Raw genomic sequence first — 18,999 nt, forward strand, 5'->3', positions numbered from 1 at the left:
ACGGTTTAACCCAAAAACAGTGAGCATGGTAGTCACACGAAAAAGGGCGACTGGTGTCGCCCTTCTTTCAATTCACAATCTTGAAGCGTTTACTGCGTCACGAAGCAGCTACCGCCAGCAGTCTTGAGACGACCACATAGTGCGGATGCATCATCCTTCGAACCAGCCTGAACTCGAACGCGGTAATAAGTGCCCTTGTTCGGAATGTCAGCACGCTTGATATCGACTGCACGGCCACCAATCACGCTGCCATAACGCTGCGCCATGTTGGCGTAAGACTTCTGTGCCAGTTCAGCAGACGGCTGCGAAGCGATCTGAATGAAGTAACCGCCTGCACCGGCTGCAGAAGCAACCTGAGGTGCTGCAGCAGGAGCCTGTGCCTGAGTACGCTGCGGAACATTTCCCACGATAGTGGTTGGCTGTTCAGCCGGGCGTGAAGGCACGACAGGTGCCCGCACCTGAGGCGCTGGAGCCTGAGTTGCAGGTGTCGGCTGCGTTACAGGCGTGTTTGCAACTGGTTCCTGAGGCGTATTACCTGCAGCAAGAGCTGCAATCTCATCAGTTTCCGCTGGCGGCGCGATTGGCGCTGAATTGTTTGCAGTATTTACTGGAGCGGCCTGTGGAGGTGTCTGCGCAGGCTGCTGGGCCTGAACAATGGTGCCATCAGGACGAACGATCATCGTTTCAACTTCACGGGGCTGGATCAACGGTGATTCCTGACCGGATTCAGCGGAGTTTCCGGCAGCCTGATTAGGCTCAGGTGCATCATCCGTGCCGACTTCATTGTCCTGTGTGGCACCAAGATCAACAGGCTCTTCGCCGGCAGAAATCAATGACTTCTGCTCAGGGTTGTTTGGCAATGTACCAGCGACACGGTCATAGACAGCCTTGTCCTGATTAGGAACCGTAGCGCCACCCGGATTTTCCGGCTGAACCTTGATTGGCTGATTATCAGCGCGAATCACAACCGGCTCACCGGATCCGCTACCGCCGAGGAAATGGTAGCCAATACCGCCGATAAGGACAGCGATACCAGCAACACTTGCGAGGATAAGACCACGGCGGCCGCGCACCGGACGATTACGATAGGCTTCCGCAGCGCTACCGAGATCATCTTCGGGCTGCATTGTAGCACGAGTGCCGAACTCGCCACTTTCCATAGTCTGCGCACCCTGGGCAGCCCAATGATTATAGAAATCATCGCTGCTACCGCTTGGGTTCTGCGGTGATGCTGGTTGTGCCGTAGGGTTGGCACGTCCATAAGCCATTGTTGCAGCAGCTGCAGCCGCTCCAACGCCTAGCGCGGTACCAGCTGCAACACCTGCGTTTGGCATGTAGGACGAAGCGCTTTCGCGGAAAATATCTTCAAACGCCTTGTCAGCTTCGCTCTGAGCATCTGTTTTTGCAGCGGTTTCATCAACTCCAATCGTGTTGAAAACTTCTGCAAACTCAGTCTCAAGATCGGTCAGACCTGCATTATTTTCTTCTTCGCCATAGCTGACTTCCGGCAAATCGAGCGAATGGGTCTGCTCCACCTTGCTGTCAGCAACACTCAGCGTTTCGATTTCGGGTGCTGGTGCTGCAAACGAAGAACGCGGGTCGGCGTAGTTCGTGAAGGACGGAGCGGCAGGATGCTGCTCTTCCTCGGAATAGGTAGCGTGAGCGTAAGGTGTTTCCACCGATTCACTCTCGGCCTCTACGCTCAGATCGAGATCATCTGCCGTGAAGAAGTCTTCTTCAGTGAAGAGGTTCGCATCGTCAGCCGCAACTGGCGAAGATGCATCGCCCGAGGCTTCGAAACCGAAATCGTCTTCATTGAACGAGATTTCATCAAGGCCGGAAAGTTCATCGCCGGTTGCTTCAACCGCGACAGGTGCAAATGACTGTTCGGTCTCAAGCGTGAAGTCGTCATCGAAAGAGAAATCATCGTCGAGTTCGACTTGTTCTGATTCGTATTCTGCAGCAGCCTGCGTAGGTTCTGGCGACAAGACGCCAGCCGTTGCGGCACCCGCCGCGAAGTTGCTGAGTGCGTAATGCGGATAGATCGGTGTCTGTGCAGATTGTGAAGCAGCCTGTGGCTCTTTTACTGGTTCCGGCGCATAGTTTACAGCGGCTTCGACTGGTTCATAAGCCTCTGGCTCATCCAGCTGAAAGTCATCAAACACAGGGTCAGATTCTTCGCGATAAGCAGGCTCTGCATAAGCCGAAGTTGGGGCTTCTGCTGCAGGTTCAGCATAACGTGGCGTATAGGCCGAAAACGGCTCAGGTTGCTCATCGTAAGCAGTCTCTGTGACCTGAGCAGACTGAGGCTCGTCGCTGAACAGCAGGTTTTCCAGCTCGTCTTCTAACGAAAGCGGCTGATGCGATGGCTCTGCGGCGTAGCTGGCCTCGAATGGCTTGGCGGATTGGAATTCCCAATCATTGCCATCGGACGGCAGCGGTGCAGGTTCAGTCGCATAAGTATTGTCGTAAGGATCTTCCGACGGCTGATAAGCAGACGGATTATAGTTCGAATAGTTCTGCTCCAGCGGCTCTACAGGCGCTTGTGCAGCATAGGCATCCGGATGAGTTTCTTCATAAGCCGTGCGGGCTTCTGAATAGTCGTTGTAATCGAACTGAGGCACAGGCTCGGAACGATCAGCTTCAACAAATTCAAAAGATTCAGCAGGAGCAAGCGGCTCGTTTGCATCGAGATGAAGATCGAACTCTTCTTCAAGTGCAGACGCCAGCGCGTCTTCCTGCACCACAGGTTCTGCGTTCTGATAGGAATGCGGCTCGTAAGCTGGCGTCACATATGGAGCCGAATGCTGTTCCGGTTCGATTGAATTACCGAAATCACCAAGCAACTCTCGCTCGAGATCGAACGAAAGGTCATTGTCGCCAGAATCAAAATTTGGTTCGGGTCTATATTCGCTTCGAGCAACGTTATTATCTGCAGACGCGCCGAAATCCATGATCCGTGAAAGTTCCATCAGCGGATCGTCTTCGTGCAGCGGACGCTCGCCGTAACTACGGGGATTAGCACTGCTGTCCGTCATGGTGTGTTCCTAACTCAAACCCTGGACGCCGCAAGACGTCTCGATACATTACGTTGTAGCGAGGCAATGTGGGCAAAAGTTGACGGAAGTTTCCTGCGCCTGAAGGAAGATCGACGACTTGGATACTCGCTGATCTTCCATCATTTTGACTTATCTATACCCGCTCAACACTCTGGTTGAACTTGCGCGTATAGAAACCGTCCTAGCGCATTTCCGTTGGAGCATCCGCACCGATTATAGTCAAACCGGAAGTCAGCACATCGGAAACGACCTGTACTAGCCCTAGCCTTGCTAGAGACAATTCTGGATCGTTAACCTTAATAAAACGTAAGTCTGGGTTCTCAGTGCCCTTATTCCATTGCGAATGGAACGCGCTGGCCAGGTCATAGAGGTAAAAAGCCAGGCGATGTGGCTCCTGATGCGTGGCTGCAGATTCGATCAGACGCGGATATTCTGCAAGCTTACGCACGAGTGCGATTTCGCTTTCGTCGGTCAGTTTGCCGAAATGTTCAGCCATAGAAACGCGATCAAGACCCGACAGACCAAGCTGGTCGACTGCCTGACGGAAAACCGAATGGCAACGCGCGGACGCATACTGCACGTAGAACACCGGATTGTCTTTCGACTGCTCAGTCACTTTCGCAAAGTCGAAGTCGAGCGGCGCATCGTTCTTCCGATAAAGCATCATGAAGCGGACCGGATCACGACCAACCTCATCGACCACATCACGCAGAGTGATGAATTCGCCAGAGCGCTTGGACATACGAACTGGTTCGCCGTCACGGAACAGCTTGACGAGCTGGCACAGCAGAACTGTCAGCTTGGCCTTGCCGTCGGAAACGGCACGAGCGACAGCTTCGAGACGCTTGACATAGCCACCGTGGTCGGCGCCCAGCACATAGATCATCTCGTTGAAGCCGCGGTCATACTTGTCTTTGAAATAAGCAACGTCAGCCGCAAAATAAGTGAAAGTGCCATCAGACTTCATCAGCGGACGATCAATATCGTCACCGACTTCTGTCGAACGGAACAAGGTCTGCTCGCGGTCTTCCCATTCTTCAGGCAGTTGCCCCTTTGGCGGCGGCAGCTTGCCCTTGTAAACATGGCCCTTGAGCGTCAGATCGTTGATTGCGGCGCGAATGACGCGTGCATGATCAACATGGAGCGTGCGCTCGGAGTAGAAAACGTCATGATGAACGTTCAACGCCTCCAGATCGGCACGGATCATGCCCATCATGGCATCGATCGTGCGATCTTTAACGATAACGAGCGCTTCATCTTCCGGCATTTCAAGAAGTTTGTTGCCAAACTCTTTGGCAAGCGCCTCACCAACCGGCACCAGATAATCGCCCGGATAAAGACCCGCTGGGATCTCGCCAATGTTCTCACCTAGCGCTTCGCGGTAGCGAAGGATCGCCGAACGGGCAAGAACATCAATCTGCGCACCAGCATCATTGATGTAATATTCTTTAGTAACGTCGAAGCCTGCGAATTTCAGCAGATTTGCCAGCACGTCACCAACCACTGCACCACGGCAATGACCAACATGCATCGGTCCTGTCGGGTTGGCGGAAACATACTCGACATTGACCTTCGTACCAGCACCAAGCTTGGAGCGGCCGAAGTCGGTTGCTTCATTGAGCATCGCAAACAGTTCGCGCTGCCAATAAACATCTTTCAGACGGAGATTAATGAAGCCAGGGCCAGCCACATCGACCGTTGCAACATCGGCATCAGCCTTCAGCGCATCAGCAATAATTGTGGCAAGCTCACGCGGGTTCTGACCGACAGCCTTGGAAAGCACCATCGCGGCATTGGTGGCGATGTCACCATGCGTTGCATCGCGCGGAGGCTCAACGGTGATACGAGATAAATCGAGATCGCCACCGTCCTTTGCTTTAAGATCAATATCTTGCAACGTTTTTTTGATACGCGCGTCGAAATCTGCAAAGATATTCATGGTTCGTCCTGTGAGGCTTCCGTCCGGTTAATTTCTGCTGTCCGGCTTCTGTTCGTCATAAAAATAGCGGCGATCCCGGAGGCATTTGCGCTTCGAGACCCGCTTCGTCCCGCCCCGATTAAGCTAAATCGGGTGTATGGTCAAACAATCGTCGGTGTTCTCGCACTGCATAATTGTCAGTCATCCCCGCAAGATAGTCGGCGACGCGGCGCGCGCGCCCTGCATCATCAAGCGTTTCGCAGCCTGATTGCCATTCTGACGGCATGATCGATGGATCACTGAAGCAGATATCGAACAGGTCCTGAACGATCTTGTCTGCAGCGTGCCTGCGAACAACGACGCTGTCATGAAAATACAGGTTCTTGAACAAAAAGCGTTTCAGGACTTTTTCTTCATCCCGCATCTTATCTGAAAAGCCAACAAGCGCACGCGGTTGTGCCTGTACATCCTCAAAGCTCTGCGGATTGGCTGCCGCAATACGGCGCTGCGATTCAGCGATCACGTCCTCAACCATGATGGTGATCTGGCGGCGGACCAGTTCGTGACCAGTGCGCACCGCATCAAGCGCCGGATAGCGCGTCCTCACGATATCCAGAAGGCGTTTTGTGAGCGGCACCTCATCAAGCCCCTCAAGCTTAAGCAAACCCGACCGAAGACCATCGTCAATGTCATGGGCGTTATAGGCAATATCGTCGGCAATCGCGGCACATTGCGCTTCAAGGCTGGCAAATCGCGATAATTCGAGATCATAACGTTCGTTGAAATCAAGGATCGGTTGCGGGACCGGTTCATCTGAGTGCGTGGCGAATGGACCAACAAGGGGGCCGTTATGTTTGACCAGTCCCTCAAGCGTTTCCCAAGAAAGGTTTAATCCGTCAAAATCTGCATAGCGATGTTCAAGCTTGGTCACGATACGCAAAGACTGCGCATTATGATCGAAGCCGCCATAGGCTTTCATCCGCTCATTCAACGCATCTTCGCCGGTATGCCCAAAAGGCGTGTGACCAAAGTCATGCACGAGTGCTACGGCTTCAGCGAGATCTTCATCAAGCTTCAGAGCGCGCGCCAAAGCACGGGCAATCTGCGCCACTTCAATCGTGTGGGTCAGGCGGGTTCGATAATGATCCCCCTCATGGGCAATAAACACCTGTGTCTTATGCTTGAGACGGCGAAAAGCGGTGGAATGGATGATTCTATCGCGATCCCGCTGGAAAGGCGTTCGTGTAGCGCTTTCAGGCTCCGGCACCAGCCGACCTCGGCTCAGCGCAGGATTACTGGCATAGGGCGCTCTTTCGCGATAGCCGAAGCCAATTCCTTCCAGTTGCCCTATTTCTTCAGCGGACATTGCGATGCATTCCTCACTGTAATATGATTACGCAAATATCGTGCGGACATTGACTTCCACACGTTGCGTTCATAGCTATCAGCTAAACATGAAGGCAAGTATGCGTTTGTCGTAAATCCAGACAATTCCAACTCGACACTCGCAATTGCAAGCGGAACAAGGCAGATGACAGACATTACCGTTTCCGAATCCGCAGCCAAGCGGATTGCAAAAATTATCGGTTCTGAACCGGGCAAAACTGCGCTCCGCGTTTCGGTCGAAGGCGGTGGCTGCTCCGGATTTTCTTACAAGTACGACCTCGTAGACGATCAATCCGACGATGACATTGTTATTGAAAAGCTCGGCGCCAAGGTGCTGATTGATTCAATCTCTGTGCCGTACATGGATGGATCGGAAATCGACTTCGTTGATGATCTGATGGGGCAATCGTTCCAGATACGCAACCCGAACGCGACTGCATCGTGCGGTTGCGGCACAAGCTTTGCGATCTGATCAGACTTAGAGCGCGTTTCGATCTGATTGAATCAGATTGTCGTTCTAAGCCCTTGTTTTAACGCGCATCTTTATCCGAAAACCGTTACACATTTTTCGGTATGCGCTCTAATTTCTAAGTAATATTCAGCTGTATAAAGCGGCTCCAGTTGGACTGGAGCCGCTTTATTTTATCAGGCTTTTACCGATGAAACGGTCGCATCAATATGATCGACAAGCGCATCCGGTAGGCCAAGACGACCGGCCAGCATATCGAGATAACCGCGCTCCGCACGGGTGTCCGGATCAATCGTCAGACGGGAAGCAGTATAAAGCTCGACCTTCTGTTCTTCGGTCTGCGCTGCAGCGACCAGCGCATCAATATCAATCGGATCAGCCAATTCTTTCTCGAAGAAGGCTTCAGCCTCATTGTCGAGACCCGAAATCTGCACCTTCTCCATGATATGTGCGCGTTCAGCGTCATCGATATGGCCATCCGCCTTTGCAGCGGCAATCATCGCCTGAATGAGTGTAAGCGCGAAGCTATTGCTCATCGTCGGGGACTGCGGATGAAATGGAGAATCCGCTGGCGGCGGCGGCAGCTCTGGCTTTTTTGCTACAGGCTGTTCAGCGGTCTGTGGCGACTGGCCGGATTTGTAATTTTTGTAGGCGAGATAACCAAGGCCCGCGATTGCAGCGATACCGCCCGCAGTTGCCACATTACCTGCAAGCTTACGTCCGGTTTTTGTGCCCAAGATTGCAGCCGCAATCGCCCCCGTAGCCAATGGGTTTTTTTTCGCGAGATCAGTGGCCTGCCCTGCCTTGTCACGAACGCTTCCTGACATGCCCGGTATTTGCGATCCCAGAAACTGATCGAGAAGCTTTTTGGCGTCGAACATTAAAATCTCCTGTTTGGCTACGGTTTCATGGAGATAGGAACGCAAAAGCGGCAATACAAATGGCATTTGAATAATTATCAGACCGAGGCGAAATTCTGTGATGGAGAGTGAGCAGCGCTTGCCCTCGCCTCGTCTTCCGCCTAATCATTTGCAGATGAAAATCGCGACATGGAACATTAATGGCGTCAAGGCGCGTATCGAAAACCTCCAGCATTGGCTGAAGGAATCGTCGCCTGACATTGCTTGCCTTCAGGAAATCAAGTCGGTGGACGAACTGTTCCCACGGATGGAGATTGAAGCGCTCGGCTATCATGTGGAAACGCACGGTCAGAAAGGCTTCAACGGCGTTGCGATTCTGTCCAAGAAGTCGCCTGACGAGGTTAATCGTGGCTTGCCGGGCGACGATAGCGATGAACAAGCGCGCTTTATCGAGGCGGTATTCTCGACAGATAAGGGCGTTCTTCGTGTGGTCTCGCTCTATTTGCCAAACGGCAATCCGATCGACACAGAAAAATTTCCATACAAGCTTTCGTGGATGCAGCGCCTTGAAGCATGGGCCAAAGACAGGCTTGAGCTCGAAGAACCGCTAGTACTCGCCGGTGACTATAACGTTATTCCAGAGCCAAACGATGCGAAGAACCCGCAGCAGTGGCTGGGCGATGCGCTGTTTCAGCCTCAATCACGTCAGGCGTTTCGCCGACTTGAAAATCTGGGTTTCACGGAAGCTGTGCGCGCTTCAACTGATGAAGATGGCGTCTATACGTTCTGGGATTATCAGGCGGGAGCCTGGCAGAAAAATAATGGCATTCGCATCGACCATCTGATGCTCTCACCAGAAGCGGCCAACCATTTTGTTGCTGCGGATATAGAGAAGCACGTCAGAGCGTGGGAAAAGCCGTCCGACCATGTTCCGGTCACAGTCACATTGGCGGTGTAATCACACCGCTATAGTGAATCCCGAAAAGGGCGAAGCGGTTATCGGAACAAGTTGCGCGTAAAAACAAATGTATAGAGCATAATTCCTTAAACTTGGATCAGTTCAAGGAATAAAGCATGATTAGTAGTCGCCCTTGACGGCATAGTCGCCTGCGAGAGCAATGGCATTACGGCGATCTGCTTCACCTGCAATTGAGAATGCCTGTTCCTGCATATCGCGGATCCATGTGCAATCTTCCGTGGGGCAGCGTTCAAATGCTGCGGTCAGCATAGCCAGACCACGAACGGTCTTGCCAGCCTGAAAGAGCATGTTTCCAAGCATTGCCTGAGCGCTGGCATTGCCCTTTTTGGCAGCCAACTGGAACCAACCAGCAGCCTGAACCGAGTTGCGTTCACCGCCTTCGCCATCCAGGAGCATCTTGCCGAGCTCATACTGGGCAGCCGAATCGCCAAAATTCGACGCTGCCTGCACATAAAGATCGCGAGCAAACTTTGGATTGGACTTCACCGGGGAACCCGGGATGCCTACTTTCACGTAACCAGCAAGCGCGACCAGCGCGTCAGCAACATAAGGCTCATTCTCGGAACCTGGTTCTGCACCGTCACGGACGATCTTTTCAAAAATCTGGTAAGCTTCGTAGTCATTCTCGGCAACACCGTCACCGTCGGCATACATGCGAGCCAGTTTCCACTTAGCGCCCTGATGACCGCGTTCAGCAGCATAACGAAGAGCTTTAATGGCTTCGTCCTTATGGCCGCTTTTGTAAGCGGAGAAACCGAATTTGAAGAGCTCAAACGGACTACGTGATTTTTCCGAGTCATCGTTTAAATCAAAAGCCGAAGCGCTGTTGCATACAATGGCCAAGCCAAGTGCCGCAGCGATAAGGGGATATGAAAAACTGCGGATACGCATCACAACGCTGGTCTTTCACATTGGGTGGAAGTTGATGACATAAACGACAGAATGCATTGTCTTTTCGTCAACACTGAGACCCGATTTTGACGGAAAAAAGCTCGGCTATTGTGCGCATAAGAAAAAGAAGCTGAGGCAGTCTTTCCACTGCTCGAAAACGGATCGTTATATAACAATGCGCCTTGCTTCATTTTTCGCCTGTCCTGAGGGAACCAAAGTTTCCCAGAAGTGTTTAATAGCTTTTGCCTTTCCTATCCGGTGACGTGCCTTTGTGGCGGGAAATGGGCAAAATGTATCTCCCACCTTTTTAGACTAAAGCAATGGTAAAGACTGTTGCTGAATCAACACAAAACCGCTCTGAGTTGACCCCAATAAGTTGCCGTGCATCTTCAATCCAAAATACGCTGAACTTCGCAAAAAGCTGCAGATGCATTAAGTGTGGGGCGCGATTGGGGGCATGAAACAATGAACAAAAGGCGGCGCTATTATAAGCGGCCATATCAACCAAGAAGCCGAAAAAAGGGTGGAGGATTTGGCGGCATCCTCTTAACTTTACTAATCTTTTTAATTCTTGGGGCCGTCATTGTTTCCCTACCGGTTAACCGACAGCCGCGGGAATCTGCGACAGGATCAGTCTACGTCATTGATGGCGATACAGTCATACTGAATAAGGCACATATCCGCCTTCTCAGTATCGATGCACCTGAGATGGAGCAGACCTGTCGAATTGAAGGCAGTGACTATGCCTGCGGTCGAGATGCCCGCAATGCGCTGAAAAACAGAATCGGCAAAGCCGCGATTCGGTGTGAAAAAGAAGGCTTTGATAAGTATGGTCGAGATCTCGGGCGTTGCTATCTGGGTGACACGGATCTCAACCAGTGGATGGTGGAACAAGGCTGGGCGGTTTCTTATGGCGACTATCGCAGCGCAGAAGCTTCCGCCCGTCGCGAGAAACGCGGAATATGGGCTGGCAGCTTTGAAATGCCCTTTCAATGGCGCAGAGAACACCAAAAGCCGAATGCTGAACCCGAAACAGGCCATGAGGCACCATCAACCGATGTAATCAGCGGCACCATCAACTATATCAAAGATCGGCTATTTTCGTTTATTAATTCACTCTGATGCGGAGCGGCACTGCGATAATGAAAAATCTGGACGAGCTCAGACACTCGATCCAGGCGTGTCGTATTTGTCGTGACACGCCTCAATATCTGCCGCCTTTGCCGCACGAACCCAATCCCGTCTGCATCATATCGGATACCGCCCGCATAGCCATTTGCGGGCAGGCGCCGGGTATTCGCGTGCATAACAGCTCCCTGCCCTTCAACGACCCATCAGGCGATCGTCTGCGGCAATGGCTCGGCACCACACGAGAAGAGTTTTACGACCCCGCACGTTTTGCGATTGTGCCAATGGGCTTTTGCTTTCCAGGCTATGACAAACATGGCGGAGATCTTCCTCCGCGCCGAGAGTGTCGGCAGACGTGGCATGACCGCGTATTTGCATCCATGCCGCAACTGGAGTTCATTCTCGTCGTCGGGCAATACGCCCTTGCCTATCATTTGCCTGAATGGCGCAAAACCAGCCTCACCAAAACGGTTCAGAACTGGCGCAGCTTCATGGAAATGCCAAATGCCGACGGCCGAACGGTTTTACCTCTGCCGCATCCGTCGTGGCGCAACAGCGGCTGGCTTAAACGAAATCCGTGGTTTGATGCGGAAACCGTACCAGCTCTTCAGCAGAAAATACGCAAACTCATTGATCCCGGAAAATAATTTTTAGAACTTCAGTTCTCAATGGAATTTTTTTCCTGTAAATTCGGGCGAATGCAAACGATAAGGTATGAAGTTTCACTCATCCGGACACTTCGGGAAACGATTTCTAATACCGGGATTAAAAACGTATGGACAGGCTCGATAGAAAAATACTGCGCTTGCTGCAGGAAGACGCAACTTTGGCGGTCGCTGATGTCGCCAAAAAGGTTGGCCTATCCACGACCCCTTGCTGGCGCCGCATCCAGAAACTTGAGGAAGACGGCGTCATTAAACGCCGTGTCGCCATTCTCGACCCAGTGCGTGTCAACACGCGCGTAACGGTCTTCGTCTCTGTCCGCACCAGCTCGCACAGCAATGAATGGCTCAAGCGCTTCTCGGAAGTGGTTCAGGAATTTCCTGAAGTTATCGAGTTTTACCGCATGAGCGGTGACGTTGATTATCTTCTGCGCGTGGCGGTACCAGACATTGCTGCATATGATGCTTTCTACAAGCGTCTGATCGGTAAGATCGAAATTCGTGACGTCTCTTCGTCGTTCGCGATGGAGCAAATCAAGTACACGACTGAGCTGCCGCTCGACTACATGGTGCTCGATAAAGAGAGCAATTAAACGCTTATAGCCACAAAAAAGCCCGGAAAACTCCGGGCTTTTTTGTGTTCATTTTGTGGAACTTGTGACACCAGCTTGTTCAAATGTTGCCATTCCACTATGGCAAAGCGCTGCGGCTTTGACGATCCCTGCAGCCAATGCAGCACCCGTACCTTCGCCAAGACGCATCCCAAGATCGAGAAGTGGCTTTTTGCCCATCTTCTCCAGAAGCAGCCTGTGGCCCGGTTCAGCAGATACATGGCCGAACAGGCAATGGTCGACAGCCGTTGGATTTGCTGCATAAAGTACTGCTGCTGCGGCACTTGCGACAAAACCATCGACGATAACCGGAATTTTCTCCATGCGTGCAGCAAGGATTGCGCCTGCCATAGCAGCGATTTCGCGGCCACCCAGACGGCGCAGCACTTCCAGCGGGTCTTTGAGGTGATCCTGATGAAGATTGACCGCTGCACGAACAGCAGCAAGTTTGCGTTGCAGAAGCTCACCAGTTGAACCTGTGCCCGGCCCGACCCAATCCTCAGCAGTGCCGCCGAAAAGCGCCAGAGAAATTGCAGCGGCAATCGTGGTGTTGCCTATCCCCATTTCACCGATGCAAAGAAGATCCGTGCCGCCCGCGATGCCTTCCATGCCAAATGCCATGGTAGCAGCACAGGTACGTTCGTCCATTGCGGCTTCTTCAGTGATATCGCCCGTCGGATGCTCCAGTGCGAGATCGAAAACCTTCAGGCCAAGATCATGTGCAATGCAGATCTGATTGATTGCTGCACCGCCTGCCGCAAAATTCTCGACCATCTGCGCAGTAACGCTTGATGGGAATGGCGTGATGTTCTTGGCAGTTACGCCGTGGTTACCAGCAAAAACTGCGACAAGCGGACGATTGATCTGCGGTACAGACTTGCCGGTCCATGCAGCCAGCCAAGCAACAATTTCTTCAAGCTGCCCGAGCGAGCCAGCAGGCTTGGTCAGAGTGGCGTCTCGTGCTCGTACAGCTGCTTCGGCACCCAGATCAGGCCCCGGCAGATTGCGGATAAGTTCGCGAAAATCGTCAAAAGGAAGGCCACTGGCGCTCATATCGTCTAGTCCAATCAATCAATGGAGGATGCAAAACAGTTCTGCTCGTCCTATAAGCACTTAATCAAATTTTCAAATCACCTCTTTGCGCCAAGCCTTATTGGCCGCAAATATTCGACCCAGTCGACGTTGTAGTTTTAAAGCGGAGCAAATAGTTGCAGCGAAATAGCTTTATAAGAGACACATTTCGTTCTCTGGGCTTTCTGAGCCGTTTGCCATTGCCTCAAAACTGGCTGACCACAACTGACGATAGCATGGGCGATTCGCTCCGGAAAAGCTTGCGCGCGTTTCCTTTGGCTGGCGCTGTTCTTGGCCTTTTGGCAGGTATCGCCCTTCTGGTTTCAGATCATCTCGGCCTGCCTTCGGTTGTTTCGGGCCTAATCGCCGTTGGCGCACTGGCCGCCATGACCGGCGCACTGCACGAAGACGGGCTGGGTGATACAGCGGACGGCTTTTTTGGCTCATCCAACCCAGAACGTCGCCTCGACATCATGAAGGACTCACGCATTGGGACCTTTGCAGCACTGACACTCATCATCTGGACAGGCCTCAAGGTGGCACTGCTGGCCGCTATCATTGATCGCGCAGGTCCGTGCTATGCAGCACTTGCGCTTATCGGTGCAGAAGCTGCAAGCCGCGCTGCTATGCTATCGCTCTGGTATGGGCTGCCATCCGCACGCCCCGGTGGGCTCGCCGATAACCTTGGGCAACCAAGCTGGGAAACCCTCGTCTGCGCCTGTTCGCTGGGACTTGGCATCCTTATTGTGACGGCTATTCCGGTCGCCGGTCTTGCAGGTTTTATCAAAGCACTGCTCTTCAGCATTGTATTGATCTTCGGCTTTGCAAAGCTCTGCACTGCAAAAATTGGCGGGCAAACAGGTGATACACTGGGTGCCGCTCAACAGATTGGCGTTGCTGCAGTGCTGCTTGGCCTTGTCAGCGCACTTTGAGGAAACCACATTCATTTCATGAACACGGCAACAATCGAATCGCCATGTATTCTGGTATGCGTAATCGACAGTCGGACAGGATTCTGTCTTGGCTGCGCCCGCACACTCGATGAAATTGCCGAGTGGTCCTCCATGGGCCAAGACGAACGGCGAGCAATCATGGCGCTTTTACCGACGCGACATGAAAGACTGGAAAAGAAGGAAGGCTGATGGGGCGTTTGTTCTGGATTGTGATTGCAGCCATTGCAGTCGTTATTTTGCTACTGATGGCCAATAATGACAGCGGCACAACGCTTGGCATTGCCAATGACGCCTTCGGTCAAGCCGCCTATATGGGCATATGGGGCGTTGTGCTTGCAGCTGGTCTGCTCGGCTCCGGTATCAAACTTACCGATTTCGTGCGCAACATGGCTGTTTGGGCTGTCATTATTCTCGGTCTCGTTGCAGCCTATCAATATCGCTATGAGCTTCAGGATGTTGGAAGTCGCATAACTGCTGGCCTTATTCCAGGCAGCCCGATTTCTGGTCGTGCATCTGATGGATCACTGACAGTCACACTGGCAAAATCGGCTAACGGACATTTTGAAGTCAATGGCCGCGTCAACGATGCCCGCGTGCATTTCCTTGTCGATACGGGAGCATCATCAGTGGTGCTTTCCAAGGAAGATGCCGAGCGAGCAGGTATCGACACATCGTCCCTTGCCTATAATGTGCCGATCAATACGGCTAACGGCAGAGCGACTGCAGCCAGCATCACAATCGCGACCCTACAGATCGGCGACATTCAGCGGCACAATATTCGTGCGATGGTGACACAGGAAGGTTTAATGACCGGCAGCCTGCTCGGCATGAACTTCCTTCAGACCCTTGGTGGTTTCAGCGTTCGCGGCGACCAGCTGATTATGATGGATTAGAGCGCGTTTCGATCTGAATGAATCAAATCAGCGCTCTAATCAGGCTGCTTCGTTGCACGCTTCGATGACGGACGCATAAGCCTGACGCAACACATCGCTGTTTGCACCGGGCTTGGTCGCATCGGTCGATAATATTTGGCGCCAACGACGTGCACCGGGTTGCCCCATGAACAGGCCAACCATATGGCGACCGATATGCGAAAGTCTGCCTCCATCGGCAATATGCCGGTCGACATATTCGCACATGGCTTCAATAACATCGGCGATGTCTTTCGGCTTTTCGGCGCTACCATAGATGAGCTGGTCAACGTCAGCCAGAAGCGCCGGATTATGATAAGCGGCACGCCCCAACATGACGCCATCTACATGGTTGAGATGCAAAGCAGCCTCTTCCAGCGTGCCTATACCGCCATTGATGCCCACAAACGGCGTGTTGAGGCGCTGCTTGAGGCGATAAACACGGTCATAATCAAGTGGCGGAATATCGCGGTTTTCTTTCGGTGACAGGCCTTTCAGCCATGCTTTGCGGGCATGAACCCAAAGCGCATCTGCGCCCGCTTGAAGCACCTGATCTGCAACGGCATCAAGTGCAGCTTCTGGATCCTGGTCATCAACGCCAATCCGGCACTTCACCGTGACCGGCACAGAAACAACCTCTTTCATCGCCGCAACGCAACGCGCAACGACATCAGGTGTCTGCATCAGGCACGCGCCGAACGTTCCCGATTGAACGCGATCAGATGGACATCCGACGTTCAGATTGATTTCGTCATAACCGAAACCTTCGCCGATGCGTGCCGCTTCCTGCAATTTTACGGGATCAGAGCCACCGAGCTGCAAAGCAATAGGATGCTCGGTATTGTCAAACCCCATGAGACGGTCGCGCGGGCCGTGGATCGCGGCGTCAGCCACAACCATTTCCGTATAAAGCAGCGCATGTTTGGAAAACAGGCGATGAAAATAGCGACAATGCCTGTCAGACCAGTCGAGCATTGGCGCGACCGAAAACCGATAATCCGGATAGTTGCGATTTTTATCTGTTATTTCAGTCATTTAAACAACAATCCTGAGAAAGCGATTCACGCCGCTATTCGTTCTCGTCTTTTAGAGGTGGTGTCAGGTGGCGCAAAAAGCCACAAAGATGGCAAATGATCAAGTTTTGTCGCCAGATCCAGCACTCTCAATATAGGTGGCGCATCCGATTTTTCATACTCACGCCATGACAAACGCGATTCATCCGTTGAATACTGTGACTTTGCTCGCATTTCCGCATTATGATCTCTGGCGAACAAACCCACCCGATTCTTGGCCCACAATTGGCATGAAATTCCGAGGACCTTATTTTGACCGATCTGTCCCCCTTCGATAAGCCGTTCGACGCCTTTCTGTTTGATATGGACGGCACTGTGCTTAGCTCTATTGCTGCAACCGAGCGCGTCTGGGGCCAATGGGCCATCCGTCATGGCATTGATCCGGTAACATTTGTTCCAACAATTCATGGCGTGCGTGCGGTCGATACTGTCCGTCGGCTCGGCTTGCCGCATCTTGATCCAGATACGGAAGCTAAAATCCTGCTTGATGCGGAAATGGCAGATCTTGATGGCATCGTCGCGATTGAAGGCGTGCTAGACTTCCTGAACTCACTACCCGAAGACCGCTGGGCAATCGTAACCTCTGCGCCAATCGAGCTGGCTCGCCGTCGCCTTCAGGCTGCTGGCCTTCCAATGCCAAAAACAATCGTCTCCGCGGAAGATGTTCAGCGCGGAAAGCCAAGCCCTGAATGCTTCCAGCTGGGCGCAAAGCGGCTTGGCTTCGATCCGCACAATTGTCTTGTGTTTGAAGATGCGCCTGCGGGCATTGTTGCCGGCGAAACTGCTGGCGCACGCGTCGTTGTTGTGACTGCCACACATCCGCATTCACCAGAAACATCGCATAAGAGCATCAACAGCTATAAAGAGTTGAAGCTGTCAGTAGATGCTGAAACAGGAATACTTTCGCTGGCAGACGCCACTATTTGATATGATGAGAATGACGCTTTAAGAGCGACCTTTGTGCGCCCAACAGGGCGCACGGCTCTCTAGAGCATTTCCTGTTTTGATTGAGCTATTGGAAATGCTCTACCCATTTGTATTTAAGCGCATCTTGTTCCGAAAGCCGCTTCGAACTTTTCGAAATGCGCTCTAGATCACGCGCCGTCCTTCACGCCAAACAGTACGGATGATCGGCACATGCTCGGCAATCTGCACACGCACCAGATCGCCACGCTTACCAATAGCAATTTCGCCTCGGTCCTGAAGACCAACGGCCTTCGCGGGGTTGCTTGAAACGAATTTGATTGCTTGTGGGAGCGTGATTGCATCCATCACGTCAGCCATGAAAAACGCCGATTGCATCATGCTTGCCGGAATATAATCCGAAGAAATGATGTCGAGATGACCCGCTTCGGCCAGTTCTCGCGCCGAAACATTGCCGGAATGCGAACCGCCACGCACCACGTTTGGCGCGCCCATCAGAACAGACATCCCGGATTCTTTCGATGCCTTTGCGGCCAGATGCGTGGTCGGAAACTCGGCCACGCGAATGCCCTGCTCCGTTGCTTCTGCAACATGATCCACTGTTGCATCGTCATGGCTGGCAAGGACAATGCCACGTTCCGTGCAGGCATTGGCAATTGCTTTGCGCGTCGATGCCGAATATTGCTGCGATTGCCCCATGCGCTTTTCGCAATAGCGAATGAACTCTTCTTCCGAGACCTTGAGCTTGCTCATATAGTAAGATTTGTAGGTCTCGATATCCGTGAACTGGCGTTGTCCGGGTGCATGATCCATCAGCGACACAAGCTTGACCAGTGGGTGAACGCCAAAGCGCTCGAATGCGCTCAAACAATCAGGCGCTGAAACCTCGCAGCGCAAATGCAGAAAATGATCCGCACGCAAGCGCCCCGCTTCCCGACCTTCAGCAATTGCCGAAGATAGCTTGCGCATATCATCGATACCCGTCTGCGCTTCCTGATCAAAGCCGATCCGTAATGCATCGAACACGGTCGTAATACCGGAAGCCGCAATCTGCGCATCGTGGGCCTGAACTGCTGCAATCGGATTCCAACGCACCTTCGGGCGCGGTGCATAATGGCCTTCCAAATGGTCAGTGTGCAATTCTACCAGACCGGGTGTCAGATAATCGCCTTCCATATCTTCGCCAGATACGGACGAACCAGACGTGATGTCGACAATAATGCCATCAACGATTTTAACGGTGCCGCTGATAACTTCATCAGGCAACACGACATTTGCATTTTTAAGAACTGTTTCCGTCGTCATTCCTCAAGGCCTCCCCACGGCCCGCGAAGACCGTTTCGACACCTTATTACCACCCGTCAGCGGATGCAGCGAATGAATCTCGAACGGTGCACCTTTTTCTGGTTCAACGAACAAAGCCAGATTGGCTACCTCGACCTGATCCTCTAGCACGGGTGCAAAAAAATCGTCGAGCGTGCGCTCCACCTGTGAGCGCTGCTTCTCCTCCACCGGACCGGTGAGCGTCATGTGAAAGCGGAACTCGTCGAACACATAAGGATAGCCCCAACGGTCAAGATTCTGCCGCTGCGCTTCGCTCAGACGCTCTGGACGGCGTTTGGCGATTTCCGCGTCACGCAAAGGCGCACGAAAACGATCAAATGACACTACGATATCATTGGCGAGCTGATTGAGCTCTGCAACCGGTTCTTCAGGCACCAGCGCAAAGAACGGGCCAATGCCCTGCAGTTTCAAGCGCGGGATCACAAACGGTGCGCTTGATGACGCAAAATACATCAGCGCCGAAAGCAGATCGCTCTCCTGATATGCTTCATCCAGCCGGAAAGGCGCTTTCAGCGTCCCATGAAAACCATAACGACGCGGCTCTTCTGTCAATGCTGCGACATCTTCTGCGGCAAGAGTGCGAATCGCCGGAACCTTTACCGCCTCACCGCTAAACGCGCTGCGCCCAAGCCAGTTTGCAGCCACTTTAAGAAGCGCATCGCCCGACGGCGGCGTGAAATAAATCGCGTAACGCATAGTGATTCCTCTTTTGGCGCGATGCTTACACGCGGAATGTGGCAAGTCGATAAAGGGTAGATGA

At 52.7% G+C, this 18,999-nt stretch carries 18 protein-coding genes; 9 read left to right on the plus strand and 9 right to left on the minus strand.

From position 1 onward, the window contains the following. Window positions 1-89: 89 nt before the first annotated feature. The 3 genes from QSJ70_RS10050 to QSJ70_RS10060 form a co-directional block, all read right to left on the minus strand. Window positions 90-3,038 carry an SPOR domain-containing protein gene (locus QSJ70_RS10050; RefSeq protein WP_285536111.1) on the minus strand — a complete coding sequence of 983 codons (2,949 nt, stop codon included), beginning with the start codon at window positions 3,036-3,038 and terminating at the stop codon, window positions 90-92. Between the two features lie 202 nt (window positions 3,039-3,240). Next, a complete protein-coding gene (gene argS / locus QSJ70_RS10055; RefSeq protein ID WP_064320508.1) occupies window positions 3,241-4,998 on the minus strand; it encodes an arginine--tRNA ligase in 1,758 nt (585 codons plus the stop codon). A gap of 118 nt (window positions 4,999-5,116) precedes the next feature. Continuing rightward, window positions 5,117-6,343, minus strand: coding sequence for a deoxyguanosinetriphosphate triphosphohydrolase (locus tag QSJ70_RS10060; protein WP_285536113.1), 1,227 nt, complete (start codon window positions 6,341-6,343; stop codon window positions 5,117-5,119). A 165-nt stretch (window positions 6,344-6,508) separates the two neighbouring features. On the opposite strand from QSJ70_RS10060, the gene erpA reads away from it, so the two are divergent. After that, window positions 6,509-6,835, plus strand: coding sequence for an iron-sulfur cluster insertion protein ErpA (gene erpA / locus QSJ70_RS10065; RefSeq protein ID WP_007874671.1), 327 nt, complete (start codon window positions 6,509-6,511; stop codon window positions 6,833-6,835). A 173-nt stretch (window positions 6,836-7,008) separates the two neighbouring features. Here erpA and QSJ70_RS10070 read toward each other — a convergent pair whose 3' ends face one another. Continuing rightward, window positions 7,009-7,713, minus strand: a complete 705-nt coding sequence (locus tag QSJ70_RS10070; protein ID WP_285536116.1) for a tellurite resistance TerB family protein — start codon at window positions 7,711-7,713, stop codon at window positions 7,009-7,011. Window positions 7,714-7,813: 100 nt separating this feature from the next. Here QSJ70_RS10070 and xth point away from each other — a divergent pair, with 100 nt between their 5' ends. Then, the gene (xth, locus tag QSJ70_RS10075) at window positions 7,814-8,650 is read left to right on the plus strand and encodes an exodeoxyribonuclease III (RefSeq protein WP_502871676.1); all 837 of its coding nucleotides are present in this window, start codon (window positions 7,814-7,816) and stop codon (window positions 8,648-8,650) included. 120 nt (window positions 8,651-8,770) lie between these two features. Here xth and QSJ70_RS10080 read toward each other — a convergent pair whose 3' ends face one another. Further along, complete coding sequence (locus QSJ70_RS10080) at window positions 8,771-9,562, minus strand: tetratricopeptide repeat protein (protein WP_007874666.1); 792 nt, start codon at window positions 9,560-9,562, stop codon at window positions 8,771-8,773. A 465-nt stretch (window positions 9,563-10,027) separates the two neighbouring features. Here QSJ70_RS10080 and QSJ70_RS10085 point away from each other — a divergent pair, with 465 nt between their 5' ends. The 3 genes from QSJ70_RS10085 (at window position 10,028) to QSJ70_RS10095 (ending at window position 11,945) form a co-directional block, all read left to right on the plus strand. After that, window positions 10,028-10,684 (plus strand): thermonuclease family protein, encoded by a 657-nt coding sequence (locus tag QSJ70_RS10085; protein ID WP_285536118.1) that lies wholly within the window; start codon window positions 10,028-10,030, stop codon window positions 10,682-10,684. Between the two features lie 20 nt (window positions 10,685-10,704). Further along, window positions 10,705-11,337, plus strand: a complete 633-nt coding sequence (locus tag QSJ70_RS10090; protein ID WP_285536119.1) for a uracil-DNA glycosylase family protein — start codon at window positions 10,705-10,707, stop codon at window positions 11,335-11,337. A 128-nt stretch (window positions 11,338-11,465) separates the two neighbouring features. Then, entirely contained in the window at window positions 11,466-11,945 is a 480-nt protein-coding gene (locus QSJ70_RS10095; protein WP_007874663.1) for an Lrp/AsnC family transcriptional regulator, read from the plus strand. A 48-nt stretch (window positions 11,946-11,993) separates the two neighbouring features. Here QSJ70_RS10095 and cobT read toward each other — a convergent pair whose 3' ends face one another. After that, window positions 11,994-13,016, minus strand: a complete 1,023-nt coding sequence (cobT, locus tag QSJ70_RS10100) for a nicotinate-nucleotide--dimethylbenzimidazole phosphoribosyltransferase (protein ID WP_105519153.1) — start codon at window positions 13,014-13,016, stop codon at window positions 11,994-11,996. A 155-nt stretch (window positions 13,017-13,171) separates the two neighbouring features. Here cobT and QSJ70_RS10105 point away from each other — a divergent pair, with 155 nt between their 5' ends. Genes QSJ70_RS10105 through QSJ70_RS10115 form a run of 3 tightly spaced genes read left to right on the plus strand, consistent with a single transcriptional unit; the run spans window position 13,172 to window position 14,880 of the window. Continuing rightward, on the plus strand, window positions 13,172-13,966 hold the full coding sequence (locus tag QSJ70_RS10105) for an adenosylcobinamide-GDP ribazoletransferase (RefSeq protein ID WP_112812376.1): 795 nt from the start codon (window positions 13,172-13,174) through the stop codon (window positions 13,964-13,966). Window positions 13,967-13,984: 18 nt separating this feature from the next. Beyond that, window positions 13,985-14,176: a DUF1289 domain-containing protein gene (locus QSJ70_RS10110; RefSeq protein WP_079211786.1), complete on the plus strand. Its 192-nt coding sequence runs from the start codon at window positions 13,985-13,987 to the stop codon at window positions 14,174-14,176. Further along, window positions 14,176-14,880: a TIGR02281 family clan AA aspartic protease gene (locus QSJ70_RS10115; RefSeq protein WP_079211785.1), complete on the plus strand. Its 705-nt coding sequence runs from the start codon at window positions 14,176-14,178 to the stop codon at window positions 14,878-14,880. The genes QSJ70_RS10110 and QSJ70_RS10115 overlap by 1 nt, the downstream gene beginning before the upstream one ends. Window positions 14,881-14,919: 39 nt before the next feature. Here QSJ70_RS10115 and dusA read toward each other — a convergent pair whose 3' ends face one another. Next, window positions 14,920-15,933 (minus strand): tRNA dihydrouridine(20/20a) synthase DusA, encoded by a 1,014-nt coding sequence (dusA, locus tag QSJ70_RS10120; protein WP_064320501.1) that lies wholly within the window; start codon window positions 15,931-15,933, stop codon window positions 14,920-14,922. Window positions 15,934-16,223: 290 nt separating this feature from the next. Here dusA and QSJ70_RS10125 point away from each other — a divergent pair, with 290 nt between their 5' ends. Further along, window positions 16,224-16,898 (plus strand): HAD family hydrolase, encoded by a 675-nt coding sequence (locus QSJ70_RS10125; RefSeq protein ID WP_007874652.1) that lies wholly within the window; start codon window positions 16,224-16,226, stop codon window positions 16,896-16,898. Window positions 16,899-17,060: 162 nt separating this feature from the next. Here QSJ70_RS10125 and QSJ70_RS10130 read toward each other — a convergent pair whose 3' ends face one another. Together QSJ70_RS10130 and QSJ70_RS10135 are read right to left on the minus strand one after the other, a co-directional pair. Continuing rightward, the gene (locus QSJ70_RS10130; RefSeq protein WP_285536127.1) at window positions 17,061-18,200 is read right to left on the minus strand and encodes an alpha-D-ribose 1-methylphosphonate 5-triphosphate diphosphatase; all 1,140 of its coding nucleotides are present in this window, start codon (window positions 18,198-18,200) and stop codon (window positions 17,061-17,063) included. Between the two features lie 3 nt (window positions 18,201-18,203). Beyond that, a complete protein-coding gene (locus QSJ70_RS10135) occupies window positions 18,204-18,935 on the minus strand; it encodes a DUF1045 domain-containing protein (RefSeq protein WP_285536129.1) in 732 nt (243 codons plus the stop codon). Window positions 18,936-18,999: the final 64 nt, after the last annotated feature.

Origin of the sequence: Brucella sp. NBRC 12950, from assembly GCF_030268145.1 — a bacterium.
Classification (GTDB): Bacteria; Pseudomonadota; Alphaproteobacteria; order Rhizobiales; family Rhizobiaceae; genus Brucella.